Origin of the sequence: Streptomyces sp. NPDC007983 (assembly GCF_042958345.1) — a bacterium.
Taxonomy (GTDB): Bacteria; Actinomycetota; Actinomycetes; order Streptomycetales; family Streptomycetaceae; genus Streptomyces.
In genome coordinates this window covers 763,605-790,126 of the sequence record NZ_JBIBJI010000001.1, presented here as the reverse complement: position 1 = coordinate 790,126, position 26,522 = coordinate 763,605, and the positions used below count along the sequence as shown (strand labels likewise).

The following is a 26,522-nucleotide window of genomic DNA, read 5'->3' as shown; positions in this document are numbered from 1 at the left end:
TCGCGAGGGCGACCATTCTAACGGTAGGGTATGTGACCGATTCCGTTGACCACATAATTCGGGCCCCACAACTCCAACTTGCCGAGCTGCCCGCTCTGGCCGTCCAGGAAGACAGTGCCGTGCCGCGTCTGCACCGCGTTGAAAACATGGGCACTGCCGTCGGACCGTGAAATATAGACCGCACTTCGTGCGCCCTCTCCCCGGGCATTGAGGTCCTTGACGATGTCGTCGTAGCCCTCGACCATGTTGTATTGGCCTTTCGGCCGGTCGTACAGCCCCAGCTGGTGCGGAGGGATGTGATCCCCGGCCTGCTTCGGCGCCGCCGACACCTCATGCCCGTCCAGCCTGCGGTCGACCGCCACAACATTGTGCGAGCAGTTGTTTGTGTATCCGGGATGACCGGTGTTGTTGACGTCCTTCAGCCAAGGATACTGGTCGTCGATGAATGCCTTTGCCTCGTGTGGCTGCACCGAACCGGCGTGAATCGCCCTTTCAGGGGACTCCGGCGTGGCCCTCGCGAGGTGACTCCAGTCCTTGGGCGGCGGCGGTTTCGGCATCGGCGGTTTCGGCACGGCCTTCGCCGCTTTTCCGGCTGTCAACGCCGACTTCGCGGTGCCGATGCCGCGCGTGCCCAGCATCTCTGGAACCAGTCGGCCGAAGCCCTCCGCCGGATCCTGTTTGAACCCGTTCCACGCGTTCTTGACCGTGCCCACCGGGTCGTTGGCCATGCGGACCACACCGGCCGCGGTGTTGTTCAGACCGGTGAGGTACTCGGCCGGGTGGGTGAGGTTGTACGGGTCGGTCGGGTTCAGACTGCGACCGAAGTTGAGTACTCCGGCGCTGCCCTTGATGACGCCGCCGGCGAAATGGGAAGCGTCCAGCTGGAGTCCGGTGAGCCCGTCCTTGGCCTGTTCGCCGTAGGAAGGCTTTTCCGGGGCCAGGTCCCGGGCGCCGTCGATCACCTTCTTCACCGTGGTCTGCGCCTCGTTGCGCTGGCGACGCGCCTCGGCCAGAGTCTCCTCGGCCTCCTTGATCGCGGCGGCGCCGGGGTCCGCGGCGGCGGGTTTGTCCGGCAGGCTGTCCGGGTCGCGTTCATCCTCGGGCTGGGCGTTGTAGAACGTGACGGCGGTGTTGTACGCGTCGACCTTCTTCCGATGGGCATCGGACGCCTTCTTGCCCCGCTTGTACGCCTTGACCGCGAGCTTCGCCTGCCCCTGGGCCCACTCCACCGTTCCGGCGAAGTCCTTCAGGGCGGCGGCCGCCTTCTCGCACGCGTCCGCCGCCTTGTACCACCTCGGCGGCTCGATGGAGACTTTTTCCCGGAAGGCATCGGCCGTCTTGCCCTTCAGATGGTGCGAGTCCAGGCCCTTCAGCCCACCCGCGACCTTCTCGAACGCCTTCATGAAGTCGGTCAGATGACTCGCCGCGCCACGCAGCTTCTCCGGATTGCCGCGGATCAGCTTCTTCTCGTCCTCGGTCTGGTCCAGCTGCAGTTCGTCGACGTCGGCGCCGAGCGCGTTCGCCGCCTCGTCGCCCTTGTCCCGGACGTAGTCGGCGGCGTCATTCAGGCCGACGTCGTCAAGCCGGTCGGCACCCCAGTCCGTCGTCGCGTCGATAGCCCCGCCGACGTCCTCGACCCGGTCCCCGACCCAGTCCTCGACCCCGTCCGGGACGAAGTCCCCGATCCCCATCAGCCCTCACCCTGCCCGGCCGCGGACTGCCGTGCCCGCTCCTCGGGCGAGGGACCGAAGGCCCGGTCGACGCCCCGGTCGAACTCTTCCTCGTCCACCCCGGCGACGGTCCTGAACAGATCGGCCTGCATACCGCCCCGGCCCTCTGTCACCAGCGACCGCCCGGTGTCCTTCCAGGTCTGCGCCATCTCGCCGCCGGCCTGCTTGAAGGATTCGGCGCTGTAGTCGGGGGCATCCGGCATGACGATGTCCCCGTACCCCTGCTTGACGACCTCGTCCTCCGTCGCATGAGGGTTGCCGACCAGGGAGTTGAGACCGATCTTGAAGGTCCCCTCCCAGTACTTGTCCTCCTCGTACATCATTCCGGCCGCGAGACCCAGCCGCTCCGCGAGCTCGTTCGCGTCCTGCACGAGGGCGCGCACACCCCACTCCCAGCGGTCGCAGAAACCCTCGAAGGCGTCGGCGACGCTGCTGCCTCCGGCATCGGCCTTCGACAAGGCCATGTCCTCGAAACCACTGCCCTGGAGCGCGCCGGTTTTGTCCCCGACATCCTTCAATTCACCGATGGCGTCGCGCAGCCCCTTGGTGATTTTGTCCAAGGAGTCCTTGTCGATTTTGAGATCCGGGGTGCTGGTGAACCCGGAGAAGACGTCACTCATCAGTACAACCAGCCCATTCCACGTCCCCCGTTCCGGCCGCCGTCCAGTGCGACCTCATCCGGCACGATGCCCTTCATAGGAGGAAACATCATCGAGCCGTCCTCGTCGGCGACATCCATCGCCACCCCCGCCGGGCCGTCCATTTGCGGGACCAGCACGTCCAGGAGCCGCGCGCCCAGCATCGCCAGGTACTCCCACGCCTCGTCGGGCGCCGCGCCGCGTACGAGCGCGAAGCGCGCCAGCGCCTCCTGGTCCGTAAAGGCATACAGCCATCGAATTCCGCCGTACTCGGCCGACATGAAGCGGCCCTCGGACACCGGCACCAGTACCGCCGTACGCCTGAACTCCCCGATCATTGCTATCGGATCGCCTTCACCGGCGCGCACCGCTGCGATGTGGCCCGCTAGTTCCACTATGTCCCCCGGCATTCCATAATTCCCCGGCCCCTGACGCGCAGGCCGACGGGGCCAGGATAGGTGTACGTACAACCGCTTCAGCACCAGCTCACCAACGGCGGGACGGCGGTGGTAGCGGCCACTAGAATCGGGGCGTTACCGCAGCTTGGGGCCGGTGCGTGAGGTGTGGGGTCCGGTGGGCCCGGGGGGGAGTGGGTACCGCATGAGCCGTCGCTCCGGTCGTTCGAGCGGCCTGATCTCCCTGTGGGCCGAGGCGCAGCGGCAGCGTGAGGCGCAGGAGCGGGCGCGGGTGCGGCTGGAGCGGGAGGAGGAGCGGCGGCTGCGGGCCGCCGAGCGGGAGCGGGCGCGCGATCAGCGGGAGCGGCAGGCGGCGTACCGGCGGCAGCGTGAGGCGGACGCGCGGCGGCGTACGGAGGAACTGGACGCGCGGGTCGAGGCGTTGCGGTCGCTGCTGGTTGACGGGTGCCGGGTGGCGGCGTTCCGGCCGAGGGGGCTCGAACGGACCGAGCAGGTCGAGCCGTTCGACCCGGGCGCGCTGGCCGAGCCCGTACCGATGCCGGACCAGCGGCACTACCAGCCGCAGGGCGGCTGGGGGTTCGGGGCCGGGCGGCGGGCGCAGGAGGATGCGCGGGAGCGGTACGAGCGGGACTGGCGGGCCGCGCGGGCGGCGGAGGCCGAGCGGCTGCGGCGGCTGGACGCGTACCACCGGCAGTACGAGCGGTGGGCCGCGCAGCGGCTCGCGGAGCTGCGGCGGCACAACGAGGGCGTGGCGGAGCTGGTCGCGGAGGTGCGGGCCGGTGATCCCGACGCGGTGGTGGAGTACTTCACGGCGGCGCTCTACCACTCCACGTACACCTCCACGGTGTGGCCGGAGGGCCTTCCCCGGGAGGCGTCCGCCGCGTACGACCCGGCCGCGCGCCAGCTCGTCCTGGACTGGCAGCTGCCGCAGTACGAGATCGTCCCGGCGATCAAGTCGGTGCGGTACATGCCCGGCGCCGACGAGGACCGGGATACGGCGCGCCCGGCCACGCAGCGCCGGGCGCTGTACCGGGACGTGCTCGCGCAAGTCGTGCTGCTGGCGCTGCGCGACCTGTTCGCGGCGGACGAGACGGGGGCGCTGGAGTCGGTCGCGCTGAACGGGTTCGTGGACGACCACGATCCGGCGACGGGCCACCGGGCCCGGATCGTCCTGGCGACCGTCACGGTGTCCCGTACGGACTTCGCCGAACTGCGGCTGGAGCAGGTGAGCGCGGTGGACTGCCTGGTCGACGGCGTACGCGGCCGCCTGTCCGCCCGCCCCGACCAGCTCGCCGCCGTAACGCCCGGGCGGACGCCGGACGACGTCGGGTCCGGTGTCCTCACCCAGGGCGGGGGTGACGAGCCGGATCTGCACGCGATGGATCCGATCGCCTTCGAGTCGCTGGTCGCGGACCTCTTCCGGGCCATGGGGATGCGGGCGGTGACGACCCGGCGCTCGAACGACGGCGGGGTGGACGTGGAGGCGATGGACCCGACGCCGATCCGGGGCGGCCGGATCGTGGTGCAGGTGAAGCGCTACCGCGGCACGGTGCCGCCGACGGCGGTGCGCGATCTGTACGGCACGGTCCAGGGCTCCGGCGCGAACAAGGGCGTCCTGGTCACCACCTCGCGGTTCGGCCCCGGCTCGCACACCTTCGCCCATGGGAAGCCGTTGGAGCTGGTGTCCGGGGCGGAGCTGGTCGACCTGCTGCACCGGCATGGGTTGCGGGGGCGGCTCGGCGACGGGACCGCTGCTCCGAGGGCCGACGCCGATACGGCGCCGTCCGATCACAACGTGCTGGGCATGTCGTGGTCGGGCGAGGTCGCCCTCGACGTCTGTGCCCTCGTCTGCGACGGCGGCCGGGTGCTGAGCGACGACCACTTCGTCTTCTTCAACAACCCCCGCACCCCCGACGGCACCGTCAGCGCGCTGCCCGCCACCGCCCCCGACCGGGCGGCGGTCCGGGTCGCCTTCGACGCCCTGCCGCCCGAGGCCGACCGCCTCGTCCTCGCCGCGGCCGTCGACCCCGAGGTCGGCCCCGGGGCGGACCTGTCCGGCTTCGCCGACGCCCGAATACGGCTCCTGGACGCGTCGGGCGCCGAACTCGGCCGGCTGGAGGTCTCCGACGGCCGCCCCGGCGAGACCGCCCTGGTCCTCGGCTCGTTCCGGCGCCGCGCGGGCGGCGACTGGGACTTCGTGATCGGCGGCAAGGGCTATCCGGGCGGGCTGGAGGCGCTGGTGCGGGAGTACGGCATCGACGTCGCCTGACCGTGACGCGCGGCGGAACACTCGGGGAGTGGGTGTCGCGGGCACAGCTTCATCCGACATACTGCCGGGCGTGGAGCAGCGCATAGGTCCGATCACCCCGCCCGTACCCGCCGCCGGGACCGATCCGGGGCACATCCCCGGCCTGACGCCCCCGCCCCCGGACGAGACCGAGGAGGTGACGGCGGAGGCGAAGACGGCCACGGAAGAGGCCCCGGAAGCCCCGGCAGAGGCCGCCGACCAGCCCGTTGACGACGCCGACGACGATGCCGACGCCGACGACGCCGGTCCCGAACCGGAGGACGAGGCGGAGGAAGCGGAGGAGCAGGCCGAGGACGGGGACGGGCCGGTCTTCGAGGTCTCCGACCGCCGCGGCTCGATCACCGCCAAGCGCTCCGGTGTGGCCTTCCAGCTCGACGGCGAGAACGCCGAGTTCTCGTGGGACGAGATCGGCGCGGTGGAGATCGACACCCCCCGCTTCGGCCGCCGCTTCGGCGTCACCGTCTACACGACCGCCAAGCGCTGGTACGCCGCCGACGTGGAGGCTCCGGCCCGCGGCGCCCTCAAGGAGTGGACGGCGAAGCTGGACGAGGTCCTGGACGCGTACTTCGAGGACACCGCGGCGGAGTAGCGGGCCACGTCACCTCACGGCACGCGCCAGCCGAACTGGTGGGCACCCCTGCCCTCGCCCTTGAAGGTGACCGCGACCGGCTGGTCGCCCTCGGGCATGAGGTGGACCGAGCACATGGTGAGCGAGGACTTCGGCTTCAGCCGGGTGTGGGCAACGGCGCTGCGGCAGCCCTCGATCCCGTTGCCCGGGGCGGAGAAGTCCATGAAGGTCGTCGGCCGCAGCTGCTGTCCGCCCGCGGTGCTGACCCCGACGTTGTCCTGCATGGTGGGCAGCAACACGTGTGCGCCGGTGTTCCGGTACCGGAGGGTGACGTAGTACGGGGTCATCTTCTTCTGGTCCGCGCTCAGCTGGAAGCGGCTCAGGTCCCCGATGTCGCCCTTGCGCATGCCGGTCAGGGTGACGGTCATCGGGACGTCGCGGTTGTCGTCCTGCCACATGGCGTCGGCGGACTGGCCGACCGTCATCAGGCCGTTGGTGCCCGTGTAGCCCTCGCCGTCGCCGATCTTCCACGTCAGGGCGCCGCTCGCCTCGTCGGTGTAGGAGACGATCGCGGGCGTCCGGGCCTTGGGCAGCATGACGATCTGGCACGCCTCGCCCGTACGCCCCGGGGCCAGGGTCGCGGGGCCGGACTTGTCGCATTCCTTGGGCACGCCCGACTCGGTGGCCAGCGGGTTCGTGTTCATGAGGGCGATCGGCCGGCCGGGGGTTCCGTCGGCGAGGGTGATCGTGAAGTTGTTCTCCGGGTCGGGCAGGTCCAGCGTCTCCTTGCCGGTGTTGGTGTAGGAGACGGTGAGGTAGAAGGGCACCATCCCGTCGACGTCGCCGTCGAGCCGTACCCGCTCGAGGTCCGACTCCTTGCCCTGGACCAGCCGCTCGGGCGCCACCTTCAGCTGCCGCGTGCGGTCCCGGTCCGTCCAGGTGGCCTTCTTCGCGGCGGTCTCCATCGGCAGCGGGGGCGCTGGCGTCGACGACGCCTTGTCCGGCTTCTTCGCCGCGTCCGCCGTCCCGCCGCCCCCGGCGCCGCCGCACCCCGTGGCGAGCAGCGCCAGCGCGCCCGCCACGGTGACCGCGCCGACCATCCTCATGCGCACCGGCATGTGTCCCCCGTTGTTCGTGTTCTTCCCGCGCTGTCCGCGTCTCGTGTCACCGTCCTCGACGGCCCCGACAGCGTAGAACGTCGGTACACCGGGGCTCACATGGGCTTACGTCGCGATTCGGACCCGGAACGGTAAGGGCCGCGTAATGGCCGCGCTTGCCCGTATCCGGTGCGACGGGGGCGGGCTAAGGTCGGAATGCAGTGCACATGACGAGGGGGATGCCGTCACATGGCGCGGGACGAGTCCGTGATCGGTTGTACCGGGGTGCTGGTGATCGGCACGCGCGGGGCCGCCGGCCCGGGCGAGGTCCTGGTGCGCGTGCGGGGCGGCTCGGAGACCTTCCTCGCCTGGTCCGCCGACCCCTTGCCACAGGGGGCGTCCGTGCTGGTCATCGACTCCCGGGGCACCCGGCAGGTCGATGTCATGGAGTGGGCCGACCCATTGAACGCGTCGACCGGCGCGGCCGGCGACGCCGCTTGAGGGAGACGAGCGATGTTCGGATACCGCGTTCCCGCGCCTGACCAGGCGATGTTGATCTCCGGAGGCAGGCGTGGCCAAGGGGGCGCGCCGTTCCGGGTGGTCACCGGTCACGGCAAGTTCGTGCTGCCCGTCTTCCGCAAGGTGCGCTTCCTGACGCTGGCGATGTGCGAGGCGGAGGTCGCCGAGACGTGCGTCAGCCGGCAGGGCATCGTGCTGACCGTCCGCGCGGTGATCGCCTTCAAGGTCGGCAACGACACCGAGTCGATCGTCAACGCCGGACAGCGCTTCCTCTCCGACCAGGACCAGATGTCCGTCCTCACCGGCCGCATCTTCGCGGGTCATCTGCGGGCCATCATCGGCTCGATGACCGTCGAGGAGATCATCACCGAGCGGCAGAAGCTGGCCACCGAGGTGCTGGACACCTCCAAGTCCGAGATGGCGAAGATCGGTCTGATCGTGGACTCGCTGCAGATCCAGTCCATCGACGACGGCGACACCGGCTACATCGACGCGATGTCCGCCCCGCACAAGGCCGCCATCCAGCGGCAGGCCCAGATCGCCCAGGCGCAGGCCACCCAGGCGTCGGCCGAGGCGGAGCAGGAGGCGGCCCGCAACCAGGCCGAATACGCCCGGCAGACCGCCATCGTGCAGGCCCAGTACAACGCCGAGGTGGACCGCGCCCAGGCCCAGGCCGCCCAGGCCGGACCGCTGGCGCAGGCCCACGCGCAGCAGGAAGTGCTGGCCGCGCAGACCGAGTTGGCGCAGCGGGCGGCCGATCTGCGGCAGCAGGAGCTGGTGGCCGAGATCGTGAAGCCGGCGGAGGCCGAGGCCGAGCGGATCCGGGTACTGGCGACGGCCGAGGCGGAGCGGATGAAGATCCAGGCCGAGGCGGCGGCCTCGCACGGCCGGGTCGCGCTGGACCGCATGCTCATCGACCAGCTGCCGCAGATCGTCAAGGAGGCTTCGGCCGGGCTGTCCGGCGCCAACGTCAACGTCCTCAACGGCGCGGACGGACTCGGCGAGCTGGCGGCCGGGCTGGTGGGCCAGGGGCTGACCATCCTGGACTCGGTACGGCGCGACCTGGGCGACGCGGAGACGCCGTCCCGGCGTGCGGGTGGCGGACGGGACGGGGGCCGGCCGGACGACGGCGTGGTCGACATCCGCTAGGGACACCGGTTCTCGGCATGGGCGGGCTCGTGCGCCCTTTGCGGGTACGGCACTTGGGCTACCGTGAGGGGCGCGCAGCCAGTCGAGAGGGCCGAGGAACGTGACCGTGGACCGCCCGCACACAGTGAACGTCGCCGGCGTCATCGTCGACGAGCGGGACCGGGCGCTGTTGATCAAGCGCCGGGACAGCAGCACCTGGGAGCCGCCGGGCGGGGCACTGGGCCCGGACGAGACCATTCCCGACGCCCTGCGGAGCGAACTGCTGGAGGAGACCGGCGTCAAGATCGCACTTCCGGCGGCCCTGACCGGCGTCTACAAGGACATGAACGGCCTGGCCGTCTCCCTCGTCTTCCGCTGCCGGGCCCTCGACGGAACCCCCGCCACCGGACCCCGAACCCGGGCCTGGCGCTGGGCGACCCGGGCGGAGGTGCCGGACCTGGCGTCCGAGGCGTACGCGGCCCGCATCCTGGACGCGCTCGACACCGCCGCCCCGCCCGCCGTCCGCGCCCACGACGGCACGCATCTGCTCTAGGGGGTGTCCGCCGGGATGAGGCGGGCCAGTTCGGTGGCGACCGCCTGGGCGACGGGGCTGGTCCAGCGGCGGCGGGCGTGGGTCAGCTGCACCGGGACCGGGGGGATGCCGGGGCCGTGGACCTCGGCCAGCGTGCCGTCGGCCAGCTGACGCCTCACCGTGGCCCGCGGGAGCAGGGTGAGGCCGAGACCGGCGGCGACGCAGGAGCGGGCGGCCTCGATGCTGCCGAAGCGGGTGAGGCGGGGCGGCGGTCCGGGGAGGGTGCGGAGGGTGCGCACCAGATGGTCGCTGTACGAGCACCCCTCCTCGTGGACGAAGAAGCTCTGCCGGGCCAGCTCGGCCCAGCCGACGGTGCGGCCCGCGAACGGGTGGCCGGGCGCGGCGAGGTAGACGAGGGGTTCGCGGGCGAGGGGGCGGGCGGTGAGGTCGGCGTGGTCGACCCGCTGCTCCAGCAGGAGCGCGAGGTCGAGGCGGCCCGCGCGCAGCCCCTCGATGGCGGCGGCGCTGCCCACCGGATGCAGGTTCAGCTCGATGCCGGGGTGGCTGCGGGCAAGGGAGGCGATCACGCGGGGCAGCCGGGCGGCGCACAGGGACTCGCCCGCGCCGAGGGCGACCTGCCCTTCCGGGGTGCCGTGCGTCCCGTTGACGCCCGCGGCGGCCGCGCGCAGCCGGGCCTCGGCGTCGAGGACGTCCTCGGCCTCGCTGAGCAGCCGCCGCCCGGCGCTGGTGGGGACGGCGCCGGTGGGCAGCCGGTCGAACAGGCGGGTGCCCAGCTCCCGTTCCAGGGTGCGGACCTGGACGGTGACCGTGGACTGGGCGAGATGCAGCTCGGCGGCGGTGGCGGTGAAGCTCCCGGTCCTGGCCAGGGCCGCGAACGTCCGCAGGAGTCTGGTGTCCATCACGGTGAGGGTATCGGGTTTTGCGATGGTGGCCAGCGAAGGGAATCGTTGGACGCGATGGCCGCCCCGTGGAAGCGTGGGCGCCATGACCGAGGTACTGCGCTACTCCGCCTTCACCACCGACCCCTTCGGCGGCAACCCCGCCGGTGTGGTCCTCGACGCCGCGACCCTCGACGAGGCCGCCATGACCGCGCTGGCCGCCGAGGTCGGGTACTCCGAGACCGCGTTCCTGGCCGCACACGACGAGACCCGGCGCCGCTACCGGGTGCGGTACTTCAGCCCGCGCGCCGAGGTCGCCTTCTGCGGGCACGCCACCGTCGCCACCGCCGTCGCCCTCGCCGAGCGGGACGGCCCCGGCGAGCTGGTCTTCGACACGGCGGCGGGCGAGGTCCGCGTGGCGACGGGCACGGACGGCGGCGGGGCGCCGCGCGCCACCCTCACCTCCGTTCCGGCCCGGACGCGTCCCGCCGACGAGGACACCGAGATCGCGCCCGCGCTGGCGGCGCTGCGCTGGTCCTCGGGCGACCTCGATCCGGCTCTGCCCCCGCACGTCGCGTTCGCGGGCAACGACCACCTGATCCTCGCCGCCGCCACCCGTGACCGGCTCGCGGACCTCGCGTACGACTTCGGCGCGCTGGAGGAGCTGATGCGGCGGCACGGCTGGACCACCGTGCATCTGGTGCACCGCCCGGACCCGGACCGGCTCGACTTCCACGCCCGTGATCCGTTCCCGGTCGGCGGTGTCGTGGAGGACCCGGCCACCGGCGCCGCGGCCGCCGCGTTCGGCGGCTATCTGCGCGCGAACGGCCTGGTCACGGAGGCGTCCCGGGTCCGGATCCGGCAGGGCGAGGACATGGGGCGGCCCAGCGAACTGCTGGTGGACATCGACCCCGACGACACCCGTGTCCGCGTCAGCGGCCACGCCGTGAGGATCCCCGCATGACAACGAAAACGACAACGACCATGACAACGACGACGACACGCTGCTTCGAACTGCCCCGCTTCACCGGAGTGGACGCCCTCCGCCCCGGCGAACGCGAGGTGCCCGCCCCCGGGCCGCGCCAGGTGCTGGTCCGGATGCGCGCCTGGTCGCTCAACTACCGCGACCTGATGATCGCTTCGGACAGCTACGGACGCGCCCTCACCCCCGGCCTGGTGCCGCTGTCCGACGGCGCGGGCGAGGTGGTCGACGCGGGCGCCGAGGTCACCCGGTGGGCGGCCGGTGACCGGGTGGCGAGCGTCTTCATGCCGCACTGGATCTCCGGTGCGGCCACCGCGGACCGGACCGCGGGCGCGCTCGGCGGCCCGTCCGACGGCGTCCTCGCCCAGTACGTCCTCTTCGACCAGGACGCCCTTGTCGCCGCCCCCGCCCACCTGGACTTCGCCGAGGCCGCCACCCTCCCGTGCGCCGCCGTGACCGCCTGGCACGCGGTGGTGACCGCGGGCGGCGCCGCTCCCGGGCAGACCGTGCTGACCCTCGGCAGCGGCGGCGTCTCGCTCTTCGCGCTGCAATTCGCCGCGCTGAGCGGCGCCCACGTCATCGCCACCTCCAGCAGCGACGCCAAGCTGGCGCGGCTGCGCGCGCTCGGCGCGGCCGAGGGGATCGACTACGTGACGACGCCCGCGTGGGGGCAGACGGTGTACGAGGCGACCGGCGGCGGCGTGGACCACGTCGTGGAGGTCGGCGGGGCGGGCACGCTGCCCCAGTCGCTGACCGCCGTCCGCACCGGCGGGCGGATCAGCGTCATCGGGGTGCTGGCCGACGGCAGCGGGGTCGACCCCATGGCGGTGGTGCGCAAGGGGGTCACGCTGCAGGGGATGTTCGTGGGCAGCCGGGAGATGTTCGAGCAGATGAACCGGGCGATGGAGCGGCACCGGCTGCGCCCGGTGATCGACCGCGCCTTCCCGTATCCCGAAGCGCCCGCCGCGTACCGCCACTTCGCGGACCGGGGCCACTTCGGGAAGGTGGTCATCACCGACGCGTGACCCCCTTGTGCCCCCTACGGAAGGCCGTGGATCTTCGCTGTCAGGCGGTTCAGCAGATGGGCCCGGTCGGCGCCGCTCGGGCGGCAGTCCTCCAGGCGGCGGACGACGCTCGACCGCACGTTCTCGGGGCCGACGAGGTCGACGGCCTTGTCGAGGGCGCGGATCCCCCAGTACTGGCCGAAGGCGAGGGGTTCCTCGGTGACGGCGTACGCCAGGATGTCCAGCGTGGCACCGTCCGGTACGGCGTACAGACGGGCGTAGGCCGCGAGCCGGAGACCGCCGTCGGATGACGTGAGCCAGTCGTCCAGCTCGGGGTCCGCGATGCGCTGGGTGGCGCGCACCAGGCGGGCGAAGATGCCGTTCATGCGCTGCGTACGGGCCGATCCGGGGCGCATGGAATCACGCACCGACAGGTATTCGGCGGCCAGCCGGTGGACCTCGTCCAGGGCCGCCGGGTCGTCGGTCTGCCCCGCGCCCTCGCCACCGGCGACGAGCGCGGCGTCGGCCATGGCCTCGGCCGCCTCGACGCGCTGCTCGACGTCCCGGAACTCCACCCGGAGCCCGCCGGGCAGTTCGATGCTGGTGAAGAGGTCACGCAGCCAGGGCACGATGGCGATGACCAGCAGCGCGACGGTGACGTTGTCTATCGTCAGGTCCGGCGCCACGAGGTGGGCGACGGCCACCCCGAGGGCCAGCAGACTCACCGACCCCGCGATGAGCCGCCGCCGCCATATCGGATTCCGCTCGCCCCGCCCGCTCATCGGGCCATCTTGTCAGGCCGGATAGGCGTGTGTCTGGGCCGCCTTGATGGTGCACCAGACGGTGCGGCCCGGGTGGAGGCCGAGGTCGGCCACGGCGGCGGTGGTGAGGTCGGCGAGGAGCGGCAGTTCGCCGGTGAGGGCGACGCGGATCTGGTCGCCGTGCGATTCCAGGCCGGTCACCTCGGCGTGCCAGGCGTTGCGGGCGCTGGAGTCGGGGCGGTCGCGGTGGAGGGTGACGGCGGCGGGCGGGAAGGCGACGAAGGCCGGGCCGGTGAGGTCGTCGGTGGTGGTGATGGCCGTACCGCCGTCGAGCCGTACGGTGTGGCCCTCGGCGCGCCCCTGGTACAGGTTGAGGCCGACGAGGCTCGCGATGTAGTCGGTACGGGGGCGGCGGGACACCTCGGACGGGGTGCCGTCCTGGACGACGTGCCCGTCCTCCAGCACGACGAGCCGGTCGGCGAGCACCATCGCGTCCAGCGGGTCATGGGTGACCAGGACGGCCACCGCCTCGAACTCGGCGAGGTGGCGGCGGAGTCCGGACCGTACGTCGAGCCGGGTACGGGCGTCCAGCGCGGCCAGCGGCTCGTCCAGCAGCAGCAGCCGGGGGCGGACGGCCAGGGCGCGGGCGAGCGCGACGCGCTGGGCCTGGCCGCCGGACAGCCGGCGCGGCTTGGCGCCCGTATGGCCGTCCAGGCCCATCCGGGCCAGGATGCCGGCGGCCTGGGTGCGCGCCTCGGCCTTGGGGACGCCGTGGCAGCGGGGGCCGAACGCCACGTTGTCGAGGGCGGTGAGATGCGGGAAGAGCAGATAGTCCTGGAAGACGACGCCGACCGGGCGGGACTCGGGCGGGATCCGCAGCCGCCGCTCCGGCTCCTCCAGCGCCCGTCCGTCCAGGCTCAGCCGGCCCGCCGTGAGCGGGGTGAGCCCGGCCAGGGCGCGCAGCGCGGTGGTCTTGCCCGCGCCGTTGGGGCCGAGCAGGGCGACCACCTCGCCGGGGGCGGCGGTCAGCCGCAGGTCCAGCCGGAAGCCGCCGCGGTCCACGAGGAGATGGGCGTCGAGGCCGCCGGTGCCCTGCCGTGTCGCGGAGGTGCGGGTGGTCACGCGGAGGCCCCCATCCAGCGGTCGCGCAGCCCGGCGAGGACCGCGATGGACACGGCGAGCAGCACCAGGCTCAGCGCGATGGCGGCGGCCGGGTCGCTCTGCAGCGCGAGGTAGACGGACAGCGGCATGGTCTGGGTGCGGCCGGGGAAGTTGCCCGCGAAGGTGATGGTGGCGCCGAACTCCCCCAGCGCCCGCGCCCACGCGAGCACCGCGCCGGCCGCCACGCCGGGCGCGATCATCGGCAGGGTGACGCGCCGGAAGGCGGTGAAGCGGGAGGCGCCGAGGGTGGTGGCGGCCTCCTCGTACCGCGGGTCGGCGGCCCGTAGCGTGCCCTCGACGCTGATCACCAGGAACGGCATCGCCACGAACGCCTCCGCCACCACGACCCCCGCCGTGGTGAACGGCAGGGTGACGCCGAAGGCGGAGTCCAGCCAGCGGCCCACGATGCCGTTACGGCCCAGCGCCAGCAGCAGCGCCACACCGCCCACCACCGGCGGCAGCACCAGCGGCAGCGTCACCAGGGCGCGCACCACACCGCGGCCGGGGAAGCGGGCCCGGGCCAGCAGCCAGGCCAGCGGCACGCCCAGCACCAGCGCGACGGCGGTGGCGGCGGTCGCGGTGATCAGCGAAAGCCGCAGCGCCTGCCACACCTCGACGCTGGTCAGCTGATCCGGCAGCGACCGCCAGGGCGCCCGGATCAGCAGCGCGGACAGCGGCAGGACGAGGAAGGCGAACCCGGCGAGGGCGGGCAGCAGCAGCGGCAGCGGGACGCCGGACCGGCCGGACCGGGTCCGCCGCTGCCGTTTGCCCTCCAGGGCCTCGGGCGCGCTCTTCGTACCGGGCGATGTCACGGGCGATGTCACGGCTTGAGGAAGCCCGCCTTGGTCAGCACCTTCTGGCCCTGCGGGGACTTCACCAGATCGATGAAGGCGGCGGCGCCCTCGGCGTTCGGCGCCTTCTTCACCTGGGCGATCGGGTAGTCGTTGATGGCCTTCTTCGACTCCGGGAACTCCACGCCCTCGACCTTGCCGCCCGCGGCCTTCACATCGGTCTTGTAGACCACGGAGGCGTCGACCTCCTTCAGCTCCACCTTGGTGAGCGCGCCCTTGACGTCCTGCTCGTAGCTGGCCGGGGTGAGCTTCAGGTGCTCCGCGTCCAGCACCTTCTGCGCGGCGGCGCCGCACGGCACCTCCTTGGCGCACAGCGCGACCTTCAGCCCGCCCTTGGTGAGGTCCTCGAAGTTGGTGATCTTCTTCGGGTTGCCGGGGAGGGTCGCGATCTCCAGCTGGTTACGGACGAAGGTCGACGGGGTGCCCTGGGCGTCGCCCGCGTCGGTGACCGTCTTCATGGTCTTCGGGCTCGCGGCGGCGAAGACATCGGCGGGGGCGCCGGAGGTGATGCTGGCGGCGAGGCCGTCGCTGCCGCCGAAGTTGAACGTCACCTTGGCGCCGGGGTTCTCCTTCTCGAAGGTCTTCTTCAGCTCGGTGAAGCTCTCCTTGAGCGAGGCGGCGGCGAAGACCGTGACCGTGCCGGACACCTTCTTCGCGTCCTTCGAGGCCGATCCGCTCTCCCCGTCCGACTTCTTGGACGAGTCGGAGTCGCTGGAGGAGCAGCCGCCGAGCGCCAGCACGGCCACGGTGAGGCCGCCCGCCACGCGCAGGGTGCGGCTCCGGCGGATCGCGGAACGGGTCGTCACAGGTTTCTCCCTCGTCGGTGTGCGCGGCGGGCCGCGCTCACGGTTTCTCCACGACCACGTTGGTCGACTTGATCACCGCCACCGCGGGGACGCCCGGCTCCAGACCCAGCTCCTCCGCGGATTCCCGGCTGATCATGGACACCACGCGGAACGGCCCCGCCTGGATCTCCACCTGCGCGGACACATCACCGAGGATCACCTCGGTGACGATGCCCGCGAAGCGGTTGCGGGCCGAGGAGACGCCGTTGCCCTCCCGGTCCGTGCCACGGCTCAGCTCCCGGGCGAACGCGGCCAGCGCCGGACCCGGGATGATCCGGCGGCCCTGGTCGTCCCGCTCGGCGGTGAGCCGTCCGCTGTCGACCCAGCGGCGCAGGGTATCGGCGCTGACGCCCATGAGGGCCGCCGCCTCTCCGATCCGGTACGTGTGCATCCGCCCATGATACGAGCGCGTTTGCGAGGTACAGGTCATCTATTGGGTTGCATCGGCCCAACGATCGGGCAACGAACCCTGGCAGCTGCGTTTCAGCCGCGTCCGCCTCAGTACACGTCGCGCGCGTAGCGCTTGTCGGCGGCGAGCTGCTTGACGTACAGCTCGGCCGCGTCCTCGTCGAGCCCGCCGTGGGCGACGGCGATGTCGCGCAGCGCCCGGTCGACGTCCTTGGCCATCCGGGTGGCGTCCCCGCACACGTAGAAGTGGGCGCCGTCCTGGAGCCAGGACCACAGCCGGGCGCCGTGTTCGCGCATCCGGTCCTGGACGTACACCTTGGACCGCTGGTCGCGGGAGAAGGCGGTGTCGAGCCGGGTGAGGGTGCCGTGGCGGCGCAGCTGGTCGAGTTCGTCCTCGTAGTAGAAGTCGGTGGCGCGGCGCTGCTCGCCGAAGAACAGCCAGTTGGGGGCGGTCGCGCCGCGTGCCCTGCGCTCCTGAAGGAAGCCGAGGAACGGGGCGACGCCGGTGCCGGGGCCGACCATCACCATCGGTGTCGTGGGGTCGGCCGGGGGCCGGAAGGCGGGGGCGCGCTGCACGAAGACGGGCACCGGGCGGTCGGTGGTGGCGTCGGCGAGATGGGTGGAGGCGACGCCCTTGCGGAGCGTTCCGCCGCGGCTCTCGAAGCGCACCACGGAGACGGTCAGCCGCACCTCGTGGGGGTGGGCGAGGGGGCTGGACGATATGGAGTACAGCCGGGGCTGGAGCCGTTTGAGGACGTCGGTCCACTCCTGGGCGGAGGCGCGCACCGGGTATTCGGCGAGGATGTCCACGGCCTGGCGGCCCCAGGTCCACTGGGCCAGACCGTCCTTGTTGTCCGGGCGCAGCAGCCTCTTGAGGTCGTGGTCGTGAGTCCGGTCGAGGACGAAGCGCAGCAGGTCCGGGGTGATCTTCGCGATCTCCAGATGGTGCTGGAGGGCGTCGGCGAGCGGCATCGCGCGCGGGCCGGAACCGGGGGCGGCCCGGCCGGCTTGGACGGCCACCTCGGCGGCCGGGTCGAGGCCGGTGACGGCGAGCCATTCGGCGACCAGATCGGGGCAGTTCTCGGGCCAGACGCCGAGCGCGTCCCCGGCCTCGTAGGCGAGCGCGCCGTCGCCGGTGTCGAACGCGAACTGCCGCACCTCCTTGGCCGCTCCGGGCAGGCTCAGCAGCCGGTTGCCGGTGAGGCGGGTGGTGAAGGGCTCGGCCTTGGTGGGGCGGGCGGGGGCCTTCGAGGCGGGGGCGGCCGGAGCCGGGGCGGCCGGGGCTTTCGGAGCCGGCGCGGGGGCCTCGGACGTCGCGGTGCCCAGGGCGTCGAGGACGGTGTCCAGCCAGGCGCGGGCGGGCTCGTCGTAGTCCGGTTCGCAGTCGGTACGGGGGGCGAGTCGTACGGCGCCCAGCTCGTCGAGGCGCTGGTCCAGGCGGCGGCCGTGGCCGCAGAAGTCGTCGTAATTGGAGTCGCCGAGGGCGAGGACGGCGTAGCGGGTGCCGTCCAGGCGGGGCGCGTCGGGGGCGGCCAGGGACTCCCAGAAGCCGGAGCCGTTGTCGGGGGCGTCGCCGTCGCCGAAGGTGCTGGTGATGACGAGGAGATCGGCGGGGCGGGGGAGGGTGGCGGCGGCGAGGCCGTCCATCTCCAGCAGCCGGGCCTGCCGTCCCGTTTCGGTGAGGCGGCGGGCGGTGGCCCCGGCGACGTCCTCGGCGTTGCCGGTCTGGGAGGCCCACAGGACGACCACTTCGCGGACGGCCGTCCCGGACGCGGCGGTGTCCGGGGCCGCCGCGGGGGCGGGGTCCGTGCCGGGGGCGGCGGGGGCGGGGGCGCGCGAAAAGGCCCCGGCCAGGACGCCGTTGACCCACAGGGCGTGCTCGGGCGAGAAGGGCGCGTCCTGGGGCAGGACGGGAACGGTGGTGGTCGCCTGGGCGCCCGGGCTCGTCACCGTGCCGTGCAGTCCGGCGAGGAAGCCGCGCAGATACTGACGCTCGGCCTCGGTCAGGACCGGCGGGGCCAGATCTCCGACGCCGAACGTCCCGGCGAGCCCGTCGGCGCCCACGGCCTCGGGGGCCTTGTCGGCTTCGGACGGCGCCGATGCCACCTTCGCCAGCGACACCGCGCACACCTTGAATTCCGGCTGGAAGGACACCGGATCGACCGCGTCGTTGGTGACCGCGTTGACGCCGAGGTATTCGCCGAACAGGTCGTTCCAGTGGAACGGCGCGAAGCAGTTCCCTGGCCGCACCCGGTCGGTCACCACCGCGGGCAGCACCGCCCGCCCGCGCCGGGAGGCCACCTCCACCGCGTCGCCCTCGCCGACGCCCAGCCGCTCCGCGTCCCGCGGGTGCAGCTCGACGAACGGCCCCGGGTTGAGCTTGTTCAGCTTGGCGACCTTGCCGGTCTTGGTGAGCGTGTGCCACTGGTGCTGCAGCCGCCCGGTGTTGAGCACGAACGGGAAGTCGTCGTCCGGCAGCTCGGCGGCGTCCATGTGCGGGCGGGCGTGGAAGACGGCGCGGCCGCTCGGCGTGGGGAACGCCAGCCGGGGACGGGTGCCGTCCTCCCGTACGGTCAGGGTCTGGCTGACGCCGTCGTTGAGGTAGCGGACCGGGTTGCGGTCGTCGCCGTCACCTGACGCCGCGGGCCACTGCACCGGGGTCTCGCGCAGCCGCCCGTACGTCACCCCGCTCAGGTCGTAGCCGGTCCTCGGGTTCGAGGTGCGCTTGATCTCCTCGAAGATCTCCTCCGCGCTCTCGTAGCCGAAGGCGTCCCCGTACCCCATCTCGCAGGCGATCCGGGCGATGATCCGCCAGTCCGGCAGCGCCTCGCCGGGCGGGTCGACCGCCTGCCGGGCGAGGGTCAGATTGCGCTCGGAGTTGATCATCACGCCGTCGGCCTCGGCCCACATCGCGGCGGGCAGCACCACGTCCGCGTACGCGTTGGTCTCGGTCTCGGCGAAGGCGTCCTGGGTGACGACGAACTCGGCCGCCTCCAGGCCCTCGATCACCGTCCGGCGGTTGGCGACCGAGGCGACGGGGTTGGTGCAGATGATCCAGCACGCCTTGATCTCGCCGTCCGCCATGCGCCGGAACATCTCGACGGTGCCCTGCCCGGCCCCGTCCGCCCGCAGCGTGCCGGGCGCGATCCCCCACAGCTCCTCGGTGAACGCCCGGTCCTCCGCGTCCAGCACCGACCGCTGCCCGGGCAGCCCCGGCCCCATGTACCCCATCTCCCGGCCGCCCATCGCGTTGGGCTGCCCGGTGAGCGAGAACGGGCCGCTGCCGGGGCGGCAGATCGCGCCGGTGGCCAGATGCAGGTTGATCAGCGCGTTGGTGTTCCAGGTGCCGTGCGTGGACTGGTTGAGCCCCATCGTCCAGCAGCTCATCCACTCCCCGGCCTCCCCGATCCACCGCGCGGCCTGGCGGATGTCCTCCTCCGGGATGCCGGTGATCTCCGCGACCCGCGCGGGCGGATAGTCCTCCAGGAAGGCGGGCATGGTCTCCCAGCCCTCGGTGTGCTCCTCGATGAACTCCTGATCGGTGTACCCGCCCTCGACCAGCAGCCGCAGCAGCCCGTTGAGCAGCGCCAGGTCCGTGCCCGGCTTGATCTGCAGGAACAGGTCCGCCTTGGCGGCGGTCGCGGTGCGCCGCGGATCGACCACGATCAGCTTGGCGCCCGCCTTCACCCGGTCCATCAGCCGCAGATACAGGATCGGATGGCAGTCGGCCATGTTGGAGCCGATGACGAGGAACGCGTCGGCGTCCTCGAAGTCCCGGTACGAACCGGGCGGCCCGTCCGCCCCCAGCGACAGCTTGTAGCCACTGCCCGCGCTCGCCATGCACAGCCGCGAGTTGGACTCGATCTGGTTGGTGCCGATGAACCCCTTGGCCAGCTTGTTGGCCAGGTACTGCGCCTCCAGCGTCATCTGCCCGGACACATAGAGGGCGAGCGCGTCCGGCCCGTGCTCGTCGAGGATCGCCCGCAGCCGCCGCGCGGTCGCGGTGATCGCCTCGTCCACCCCGGTCGCCGACGGCTCCGTGCCACGGTCGTCCCGCGACAGCGCCGTCTCCAGCCGCCCGGGCGCCCGGAGCATCTCCGCGCTGGTCGCCCCCTTGGTGCACAGCCGCCCCGCGTTGGCGGGATGCGCCTTGTCCCCGGACGCCTTCAGCGCCGTCCGGCGCCCCTGCGCATCCCGCCCGACGTCGAGCACGATCCCGCACCCGACCCCGCAGTACGAGCACACCGTCCGCACCGCGGCGGAGCCGATACGCACCGGCTCCGCCGACCGAGCCGATGCCGTCACGCCTGGCTCCTCTCACGCTCGCGGTGGGCGTCTCCCACTGCCGCACACCGTAAAAACCCCCGGTTGCGAGCGCGTCACAGCCGCCGATCGCGGGCGATTACGTCCCCTGCACAGTCCCCCTCCGCCGGGTGTGAGCTTCGCTCCCCATCGGGGCTACTCGGCGGCGCGCCGGACCGGGCGGCGCTCCAGCTGGGCGACGACCCCGGCGTGGAAGCGGTCCACGGCCTCGTCGACGCTGCGGATGAAGCCGGACTCGGCGTTGCCGCGGGTGCTGCCCATGCTCTTGAAGAGCGACAGCCGGAAGCCGGTGATCCGGTCGCCGTCCCTGGGAAGCAGATCGCCCGGCTCGGGGCGCAGCCGCTCCAGCGTGCCGCGCGGGCCGCCGCCCTCCCCCTCGACGAGGGTTTCGATGTGGAGGTCGGCCGGGGCCTCCGCGAGCTGGCGCACCAGCCGCTTGACCCAGGTCAGGGGGTAGCCCTGGTCGGGAGCCGGGATCTCGACGGAGGTGCGCAGCTTGCCGGTGCGCAGATCGGCGACGATCGCGAGGATCCCGGTGGTGCCCTCGATACGCAGCTCGGCGTGGAGGCGGCCGTCCTGGCACAGCTGGTCGGCGAGGGCGGCGCGGCGGGAGCGCTGGTCGGTGCCGCGCTTGGCGCGCTGGACGGGCAGCGTCTTCTGGCCCAGCTCGCCACCGAGCCGCAGACACACCTGGCGGATCAGCCGCTCCCAGCTCTCGACCACGTCGACGGCGCGCCGGTCGCCCTGGCACAGGGTCTCGTCGTCGATGCCGTTGCGCACCGGCACCCAGGCGGGGCCCATGTTCTGGAAGCCGTGGCAGCCGGAGTTCTCGTGCTGCAGATAGTGCAGCAGTTCCTGGAGCAGCCAGGCGTGGGCGGGGTTGCCGACGCCCTCGTGCCGGATGAGCATCTGGGCGTGATGGGTCACCTCGGCCCAGGACAGATGCCACAGCGCGACCTTGTGCTTGCGCCGTCCGTCGATCTTGACGTCGACCAGCGGGCTGCCGTCCAGGGCGACATCGTTGGACAGGGTGATCACGGCTTCGTAGCCGCGCCGGGCCGCTATGTCCATGTAGTCCTGTACCTGCTCGGACTTGAGCGGGTTGCCGTTGGTCTTGGTCTCGACCAGGGCGGTCCAGAGCTTGCCCGCCCGCTCCACGCGGATCACACCGTCGGGACGCTTGGGAGCGTTGCCCCCGTGCGGCAGCGAGACCTCCGTGAAGGTCTCCATACGGCCCGCCGGCGCACCGAACGCGGCGGTGAGCCGGCGCCCGAACTCCGGCACCTGGGCGATCACCGACAGCAGCACGGACGTGGCCCGCATCTCGCGCTCGCGATCGCTCTTGAGCGAGGAGACCGGGAAGAGCCGGGCCCGGCGCCAGGAGTCGTTTTCGGCCAGCGGCTTCTTGGCGACCTTGGGGAGCGTGACCTTCTTCTTCGCCGTACGGGGCCGCCTGGACGCCGCCGATGCCGGTGCCGCCTGGGCGGGGACGGTCGGCTGCGGCGCGGGGGACGTCTCCTGCTCGACCGCGACGGCCTGGGCCGCCTCCGGGGCGCGCCCGTCGGCCTCGGCGGCGTCATCGGCATCGTCGGCGTCGGCGTCGTCGTCGATGTCGATGCCGAAGTCCGTCGCCAACCCGGCCAGCCCGGACTCGTACCCCTGGCCGACGGCCCGGAACTTCCACTCCTCGCCGCGCCGGTACAGCTCCCCGAAGATGAACGCGGTCTCCACGCTCGCGTCCTCGATGGTGAACCCGAGCAGGGTCTCCCCGGCCCGGTCGGCGAGCGTCATCCGGAGGTCCGCGAGGTCGCCGAAGCGGGCGCCGCCGTACCGGCTGGCCGCCACGACGATGCGCTCGACGTCGGCCGGGGCGGCGGTCAGATCGAGGCTGACGCGGTCCTCGCTGCCGTCGGCGGTCGGCGCCTTGCCGAGCAGTTGCACACTGCCGTCGGCCGCGGCCGGGTTGTTGTAGAAGTAGAAGTCCGCGTCGCCGCGCACCTTGCCGTCGGCGTTCAGCAGGAGGACGGAGACGTCCGCGTCCCCCTCCCCGGTGGCGGTGCTCCAGCCCAGGCTCAGGATCACCGAGCCGGTGTCCTCGCTCAGCGCGGCGAGTCCGACATTGCCGCCCTTGACCATCTCGTGCATAGGTTCCCCCCTATGTGCACAGCCGCTTCGGAAGTTCCCGTGCGGCTACCCGTGTTGCGATGCGTGATGGCTACATCCGCATGAGTGGAGTGAACCTTAACTCCCGAACCACGCGTTTCGCGGAGTGATGGGGTGATTGGAACCCGGAGTCCCCTGCGGCTGGCCGGAAATAGTAATTGCCTTAAGCGACTGGTGGTCGATGCAACGAGTCGGGCGTACGGTGAGGCGAAGGGCCTCCGCCGCCGGGGAGATGGGTGGGGGACGGCCCTGTCGACGGGGGTGCACCGAGGCCCCAGGGGCGCTGGGGCCCGCCGACCGGAGGGAGTGTTCCGCCGATGTGCGGCATCACCGGATGGATCGCGTACGACAAGGACCTGACCGCCGAGCGCGAGGTGCTCGACGCGATGACCCGCACCATGAGCTGCCGCGGTCCGGACGCGAGTGGGATGTGGACGGACACCCATGCGGCGCTGGGGCACCGGCGGCTGGCCGTCATCGATATCGAGGGCGGGAAGCAGCCGATGCCGGTCGAGCACGACGGGCGCACGGTGCTGGTGACCACGTACAGCGGGGAGATCTACAACTACCGTGAGCTGCGCGATCAGTTGACCGCGCGCGGGCACTCCTTCCGGACCAGCAGCGACACCGAGGTGGCGCTGCACGCGTATCTGGAGTGGGGCGAGGGCTTCACCGAGCGGCTGAACGGGATGTACGCGTTCGCGCTGTGGGAGCCGCGGGAGCAGCAGTTGCTGCTGGTCCGCGACCGCATGGGGATCAAGCCGCTGTACTACCACCCCACACCCGACGGGGTGATCTTCGGTTCCGAGCCCAAGGCGATCCTGGCCCATCCTGCGGTGCGTCCGGCGGTGGACGGGGAGGGGCTGGCGGAGCTGCTGGCGTTCACGAAGACGCCCGGCCACGCCGTGTACCGGGGGATGTACGAGGTGCGGCCCGGGCATGTGGTGCGGGTACGGCCGGAGGGGCTGACCGAGCGGCGGTACTGGGCGCTGGAGGCGCGGGAGCACACCGATGACCAGGAGACCACCGTGCGCCGGGTGCGGGAGCTGCTGGACGACATCGTGGAACGGCAGCTGATCGCGGACGTACCGCTGTGCACCCTGCTCTCCGGCGGGCTGGACTCCTCGGTGATCACCGCGCTGGCCGCGCGGCGGCTGGGCGCGGCAGGGAAGGGGCCGGTGCGGTCGTTCGCGGTGGACTTCGTCGGCCAGACCGAGAACTTCCGGGCGGACGCGCTGCGCGGCACCCCCGACGGTCCGTACGCCCACGCGCTGGCCGAGCACGCGCGCTCGGACCACCAGGACATCGTGCTCGACACCGCCGCCCTGATGGACGACCAAAACCGCGACGCGGTGCTGTTCGCGCGCGATCTTCCGTTCGGCTCGGGGGAGAGCGACACCTCGCTCTACCTGCTGTTCAAGGAGATCCGCAAGCATTCGACGGTCGCCCTGTCCGGTGAGTCGGCGGACGAGGTGTTCGGCGGCTACCGCTGGTTCCACGACGAGGACGCGGTGTGGGGGGACACCTTCCCGTGGATCAGCGCTTTCGCCACGAACGGCTTCGCGGGCCGGGAATCGGGCAGCCGCACGGGGCTGCTCCGCCGCGACCTCCTCGACCGGATCGACATCAGGGGCTACCGGGACGCCCGCTACCGCGAGGCGCTGGCCGAAGTACCGCATCTGCCGGGCGAATCGCGCCTGGAGCACCGGATGCGGGAGGTCTCGTATCTGCACCTGACCCGCTTCGTGCAGTACCTGCTGGACCGCAAGGACCGCGCCAGCATGGCGGTGGGCCTGGAGGTGCGGGTGCCGTTCTGCGACCACCGGCTGGTGGAGTACGTGTTCAACACACCGTGGTCGCTGAAGACGTTCGACGGCCGGGAGAAGTCGCTGCTGCGCGCCGCCGCCCTGGACGTCCTGCCCGAGTCGGTGGCCCAGCGGGTGAAGAGCCCGTATCCCAGCACCCAGGACACCCGCTACGCGGACGCCCTGCGCGACCGGGTGCGGGCGCTGGCGGCCGACCCCTCCTCCCCGGCGCGGCCACTGATCGACCGGGAGGCCGCCGAGCAGGCGGCGAAGGGGACGGGACACCAGTCCCGGCAGGGCATGGAAGTGGCCCTGGGCCTGGACTCCTGGCTGCGCGGGTACGGGGTGGAGCTGTCGGTCTGAGTGTGCGTCAGACATACTTCCTGACGTTGCGTCACCACGAGTCCTGACGTTACGTCATATACCAGTCTCGGGGCCCGGACCACCACGGTTCGGGCCCCTTGGACACAACACCTCCCTCACTCCTCTATCGTCTCTTGTCAGCCGACTCACAGACGTGAAAGGCTCGGCCCACCCGTGAAGGGGAATCCCCAACTCCGAGTCAGATCTGTGCTGTTGGCTGCCCAACCCCGCGGCCCCATGTGAGAGGCTTGCCCCCCTGGCGGGGGCGCCACTGTTCGTGAGTGAGGAATGTGCCTCCATGCCCGACCACTCGGCATCCCGGGACGGCGCGTTCGCGTCGCCCGGCCAACCGTCCGTCTCCGCAGCGGACACCGACGCCGTTTCCCCGACGGCCCTGCTCAACCTCTACTGGGACGCGGTAGCCGACTACGCGGACCTGTGCACCACCACCCCCGAAGACGGCATGCGGCTGGCCACCGAGGCGTTCCGGCGCGGCATCAGGGCCGCCCGCAACCGCCGGGCCCGTTCCTGGGGCCCCCGGCTGCCGTGGCTTCCGCTGCTCCTGACGTCCGTACGCAAGACCGCCGCCGACTGGCACACCCACCGGGACGGCGACCGGCTCGACCCGGAGCTGCGGGTCTGGCTCTCCTCCACCGGCGTCGCCCGCTACGCCGTCCCGCCCCGCGAACAGCCGCTCGCCCTGCGCGGGCTGCGCGACATGGGGGAACACGACGGGGCGCTGCTGTGGTCCGTCGAGGTGGAGTCGCAGCCGGTCGAGGCGGTGGCGTGGCAGCTGGGCGGCGACATCGCGTACGCCACCGAGGAGATCGCCCGGGTGCGGGCCGCCTTCCGGCAGCGCTGCCAGCGCAACCATCTGGACACCCTCACGCATGAGGAGTGCCGCAGCTACGCCAAGCTGCTGGACGCCGCCACGCGTTCGCCGGATGCCCACTCCCCCGCGGACCTGTGGCAGCACCTCGCCCGCTGCCGGAACTGCCGCGAGGCCGCCGCCTGCCTGTATCTGCACGGTGGCGGACTGCCCAACGCGCTGGCCGGCGGAGTGCTGGGCTGGGGCGGGCACGGCTATGTGGCGCGGCGGCGAAGAGCCGTCGAGCGGGCCCCGGGCGCCACTCCCGCGCCGCCCGCGCCGGCCTCGCACGCCGTCCACATCCCGTTACGGGACCGGGTCCTGGACAAGGTCGGCGGACCGCTGATGATGGCGCCGCGTCTGCTGCGCCAGAGAATCGGCCCGACGGGGCGCAGAAGAGCCGTGCACGGGGTGCGCAGAGCCCGTACGGCGACGGTCGCCCTGGCGGTGGTGGCCGTCGTGGCGCTGGCCACGACGGTCGCGTTGACCAGAACCGCCGCGGTGTCCGGCGGCGGGAACGGGGAGCAGGCCACCAACCGCGTGACCCGGGACACCACCGCACCCGGCGGCACGCCCTCGGACACCACTCCGGTGGGCACCGGGACCCCCGGCAAACCGGGTACGTCCGCCGAGCCGTCCTCCTCCCGCCGTGGCGACGGCGTGGGCGGCAAGGCCGGGAAGGACGACCCGGAGCGCGAGGACCGCGGCGAGGACAAGGGGGGCAAGGGCGACAAGGACGGGAAGCGCACGGACCCGCCCGCCTCGCCGTCCGCCTCGAAGGGCTCGGGCGAGGGCCACCAGCCCTCCGACGGCTCCTCCCGGAAACCCCCCGGCGAGCCCGCCTGCACCGCCCGCTACGACCTGGTCACCGAATGGCCCGACGGCTTCAAGGCCGAGGTCACGCTGACCTCCCGCAGTGCGCTCGACACCTGGCGGGTCTCCTGGGACTTCCCCGGCGACCAGCGCGTCACCCAGATGTGGAACGGCGAATTCACCCAGCGCGGTTCCACGGTGACCACCACACCGGCCGACTACAACCAGCGGGTCGACGCCGACAAGCCCTTCTCCGTGGGCTTCCTCGCCACCTGGCACGGCCGGAACTCCCCGCCCCGCGCCTTCACGCTGAACGGTGAGCGCTGCTCGGCCTGAGCCT

General features: G+C 72.2%; 21 protein-coding genes. 9 read left to right on the top strand and 12 right to left on the bottom strand.

Annotation, left to right across the window (positions count from 1 at the left end; genetic code table 11):
- Window positions 1-17 precede the first annotated feature (17 nt).
- From ACFZCY_RS03685 to ACFZCY_RS03675, 3 genes are read right to left on the bottom strand one after another with little or no spacing between them, the layout of a single operon-like run.
- Window positions 18-1,691 (bottom strand): putative T7SS-secreted protein, encoded by a 1,674-nt coding sequence (locus tag ACFZCY_RS03685; protein ID WP_391169086.1) that lies wholly within the window; start codon window positions 1,689-1,691, stop codon window positions 18-20.
- Window positions 1,691-2,350, bottom strand: coding sequence for a hypothetical protein (locus ACFZCY_RS03680; RefSeq protein ID WP_391169084.1), 660 nt, complete (start codon window positions 2,348-2,350; stop codon window positions 1,691-1,693). The genes ACFZCY_RS03685 and ACFZCY_RS03680 overlap by 1 nt, the downstream gene beginning before the upstream one ends.
- Window positions 2,350-2,778: a hypothetical protein gene (locus ACFZCY_RS03675; RefSeq protein WP_391169083.1), complete on the bottom strand. Its 429-nt coding sequence runs from the start codon at window positions 2,776-2,778 to the stop codon at window positions 2,350-2,352. Before ACFZCY_RS03675 ends, ACFZCY_RS03680 begins: the two co-directional genes overlap by 1 nt.
- A gap of 190 nt (window positions 2,779-2,968) precedes the next feature.
- On the opposite strand from ACFZCY_RS03675, the gene ACFZCY_RS03670 reads away from it, so the two are divergent.
- Both ACFZCY_RS03670 and ACFZCY_RS03665 read left to right on the top strand, forming a co-directional pair.
- Window positions 2,969-5,053 (top strand): restriction endonuclease, encoded by a 2,085-nt coding sequence (locus ACFZCY_RS03670; RefSeq protein ID WP_391169081.1) that lies wholly within the window; start codon window positions 2,969-2,971, stop codon window positions 5,051-5,053.
- 70 nt (window positions 5,054-5,123) lie between these two features.
- Window positions 5,124-5,681, top strand: coding sequence for a hypothetical protein (locus ACFZCY_RS03665; protein ID WP_391169080.1), 558 nt, complete (start codon window positions 5,124-5,126; stop codon window positions 5,679-5,681).
- A gap of 14 nt (window positions 5,682-5,695) precedes the next feature.
- On the opposite strand, the gene ACFZCY_RS03660 is transcribed toward ACFZCY_RS03665, so the two are convergent.
- Window positions 5,696-6,766 (bottom strand): hypothetical protein, encoded by a 1,071-nt coding sequence (locus tag ACFZCY_RS03660; RefSeq protein WP_391169079.1) that lies wholly within the window; start codon window positions 6,764-6,766, stop codon window positions 5,696-5,698.
- A 240-nt stretch (window positions 6,767-7,006) separates the two neighbouring features.
- On the opposite strand from ACFZCY_RS03660, the gene ACFZCY_RS03655 reads away from it, so the two are divergent.
- From ACFZCY_RS03655 to ACFZCY_RS03645, 3 genes are all read left to right on the top strand, one after another.
- On the top strand, window positions 7,007-7,258 hold the full coding sequence (locus ACFZCY_RS03655; RefSeq protein ID WP_391169077.1) for a hypothetical protein: 252 nt from the start codon (window positions 7,007-7,009) through the stop codon (window positions 7,256-7,258).
- Between the two features lie 12 nt (window positions 7,259-7,270).
- The gene (locus ACFZCY_RS03650; protein WP_391169076.1) at window positions 7,271-8,425 is read left to right on the top strand and encodes an SPFH domain-containing protein; all 1,155 of its coding nucleotides are present in this window, start codon (window positions 7,271-7,273) and stop codon (window positions 8,423-8,425) included.
- Between the two features lie 100 nt (window positions 8,426-8,525).
- Entirely contained in the window at window positions 8,526-8,957 is a 432-nt protein-coding gene (locus ACFZCY_RS03645; RefSeq protein WP_391169074.1) for an NUDIX domain-containing protein, read from the top strand.
- On the opposite strand, the gene ACFZCY_RS03640 is transcribed toward ACFZCY_RS03645, so the two are convergent.
- Complete coding sequence (locus ACFZCY_RS03640) at window positions 8,954-9,856, bottom strand: LysR substrate-binding domain-containing protein (protein WP_391169072.1); 903 nt, start codon at window positions 9,854-9,856, stop codon at window positions 8,954-8,956. The two genes, ACFZCY_RS03645 and ACFZCY_RS03640, sit on opposite strands and share 4 nt — an antisense overlap.
- An 85-nt stretch (window positions 9,857-9,941) precedes the next feature.
- Between ACFZCY_RS03640 and ACFZCY_RS03635 the strand changes: the two genes are divergently transcribed.
- Window positions 9,942-10,799, top strand: coding sequence for a PhzF family phenazine biosynthesis isomerase (locus ACFZCY_RS03635; protein ID WP_391169070.1), 858 nt, complete (start codon window positions 9,942-9,944; stop codon window positions 10,797-10,799).
- Window positions 10,800-10,819: 20 nt separating this feature from the next.
- Window positions 10,820-11,842, top strand: a complete 1,023-nt coding sequence (locus ACFZCY_RS03630; RefSeq protein ID WP_391169069.1) for a zinc-binding dehydrogenase — start codon at window positions 10,820-10,822, stop codon at window positions 11,840-11,842.
- A gap of 14 nt (window positions 11,843-11,856) precedes the next feature.
- Here ACFZCY_RS03630 and ACFZCY_RS03625 read toward each other — a convergent pair whose 3' ends face one another.
- The 7 genes from ACFZCY_RS03625 to ACFZCY_RS03595 all read right to left on the bottom strand — a co-directional run bounded on the left by ACFZCY_RS03625 (window position 11,857) and on the right by ACFZCY_RS03595 (window position 22,315).
- Complete coding sequence (locus ACFZCY_RS03625; protein ID WP_391169067.1) at window positions 11,857-12,603, bottom strand: hypothetical protein; 747 nt, start codon at window positions 12,601-12,603, stop codon at window positions 11,857-11,859.
- Window positions 12,604-12,615: 12 nt separating this feature from the next.
- The gene (locus ACFZCY_RS03620; protein ID WP_391169066.1) at window positions 12,616-13,704 is read right to left on the bottom strand and encodes an ATP-binding cassette domain-containing protein; all 1,089 of its coding nucleotides are present in this window, start codon (window positions 13,702-13,704) and stop codon (window positions 12,616-12,618) included.
- Window positions 13,701-14,519: an ABC transporter permease gene (locus tag ACFZCY_RS03615; RefSeq protein ID WP_391169397.1), complete on the bottom strand. Its 819-nt coding sequence runs from the start codon at window positions 14,517-14,519 to the stop codon at window positions 13,701-13,703. Before ACFZCY_RS03615 ends, ACFZCY_RS03620 begins: the two co-directional genes overlap by 4 nt.
- Before the next feature lie 44 nt (window positions 14,520-14,563).
- The gene (gene modA, locus ACFZCY_RS03610; RefSeq protein WP_391169064.1) at window positions 14,564-15,400 is read right to left on the bottom strand and encodes a molybdate ABC transporter substrate-binding protein; all 837 of its coding nucleotides are present in this window, start codon (window positions 15,398-15,400) and stop codon (window positions 14,564-14,566) included.
- A gap of 37 nt (window positions 15,401-15,437) precedes the next feature.
- Window positions 15,438-15,830, bottom strand: coding sequence for a molybdopterin-binding protein (locus ACFZCY_RS03605; protein ID WP_199830837.1), 393 nt, complete (start codon window positions 15,828-15,830; stop codon window positions 15,438-15,440).
- Window positions 15,831-15,937: 107 nt separating this feature from the next.
- Window positions 15,938-20,152, bottom strand: a complete 4,215-nt coding sequence (locus tag ACFZCY_RS03600; protein WP_391169062.1) for a molybdopterin-dependent oxidoreductase — start codon at window positions 20,150-20,152, stop codon at window positions 15,938-15,940.
- Window positions 20,153-20,305: 153 nt separating this feature from the next.
- On the bottom strand, window positions 20,306-22,315 hold the full coding sequence (locus ACFZCY_RS03595) for a TerD family protein (RefSeq protein ID WP_391169060.1): 2,010 nt from the start codon (window positions 22,313-22,315) through the stop codon (window positions 20,306-20,308).
- A gap of 335 nt (window positions 22,316-22,650) precedes the next feature.
- On the opposite strand from ACFZCY_RS03595, the gene asnB reads away from it, so the two are divergent.
- On the top strand, window positions 22,651-24,501 hold the full coding sequence (gene asnB, locus ACFZCY_RS03590; protein ID WP_391169058.1) for an asparagine synthase (glutamine-hydrolyzing): 1,851 nt from the start codon (window positions 22,651-22,653) through the stop codon (window positions 24,499-24,501).
- Window positions 24,502-24,799: 298 nt separating this feature from the next.
- Window positions 24,800-26,518, top strand: a complete 1,719-nt coding sequence (locus tag ACFZCY_RS03585) for a cellulose binding domain-containing protein (protein ID WP_391169057.1) — start codon at window positions 24,800-24,802, stop codon at window positions 26,516-26,518.
- Window positions 26,519-26,522 lie beyond the last annotated feature (4 nt).

What these genes read in the sequence shown, in the direction of transcription:
- ACFZCY_RS03685 (WP_391169086.1), bottom strand. Translation starts at nt 1,691, where the DNA reads ATGGGGATCGGGGACTTCGTCCCGGACGGGGTCGAGGACTGGGTCGGG.
- ACFZCY_RS03680 (WP_391169084.1), bottom strand. Translation starts at nt 2,350, where the DNA reads ATGAGTGACGTCTTCTCCGGGTTCACCAGCACCCCGGATCTCAAAATC.
- ACFZCY_RS03675 (WP_391169083.1), bottom strand. Translation starts at nt 2,778, where the DNA reads ATGCCGGGGGACATAGTGGAACTAGCGGGCCACATCGCAGCGGTGCGC.
- ACFZCY_RS03670 (WP_391169081.1), top strand. Translation starts at nt 2,969, where the DNA reads ATGAGCCGTCGCTCCGGTCGTTCGAGCGGCCTGATCTCCCTGTGGGCC.
- ACFZCY_RS03660 (WP_391169079.1), bottom strand. Translation starts at nt 6,766, where the DNA reads ATGAGGATGGTCGGCGCGGTCACCGTGGCGGGCGCGCTGGCGCTGCTC.
- ACFZCY_RS03655 (WP_391169077.1), top strand. Translation starts at nt 7,007, where the DNA reads ATGGCGCGGGACGAGTCCGTGATCGGTTGTACCGGGGTGCTGGTGATC.
- ACFZCY_RS03650 (WP_391169076.1), top strand. Translation starts at nt 7,271, where the DNA reads ATGTTCGGATACCGCGTTCCCGCGCCTGACCAGGCGATGTTGATCTCC.
- ACFZCY_RS03640 (WP_391169072.1), bottom strand. Translation starts at nt 9,856, where the DNA reads ATGGACACCAGACTCCTGCGGACGTTCGCGGCCCTGGCCAGGACCGGG.
- ACFZCY_RS03635 (WP_391169070.1), top strand. Translation starts at nt 9,942, where the DNA reads ATGACCGAGGTACTGCGCTACTCCGCCTTCACCACCGACCCCTTCGGC.
- ACFZCY_RS03630 (WP_391169069.1), top strand. Translation starts at nt 10,820, where the DNA reads ATGACAACGACGACGACACGCTGCTTCGAACTGCCCCGCTTCACCGGA.
- ACFZCY_RS03625 (WP_391169067.1), bottom strand. Translation starts at nt 12,603, where the DNA reads ATGAGCGGGCGGGGCGAGCGGAATCCGATATGGCGGCGGCGGCTCATC.
- ACFZCY_RS03605 (WP_199830837.1), bottom strand. Translation starts at nt 15,830, where the DNA reads ATGCACACGTACCGGATCGGAGAGGCGGCGGCCCTCATGGGCGTCAGC.
- ACFZCY_RS03595 (WP_391169060.1), bottom strand. Translation starts at nt 22,315, where the DNA reads ATGCACGAGATGGTCAAGGGCGGCAATGTCGGACTCGCCGCGCTGAGC.
- asnB (WP_391169058.1), top strand. Translation starts at nt 22,651, where the DNA reads ATGTGCGGCATCACCGGATGGATCGCGTACGACAAGGACCTGACCGCC.
- ACFZCY_RS03585 (WP_391169057.1), top strand. Translation starts at nt 24,800, where the DNA reads ATGCCCGACCACTCGGCATCCCGGGACGGCGCGTTCGCGTCGCCCGGC.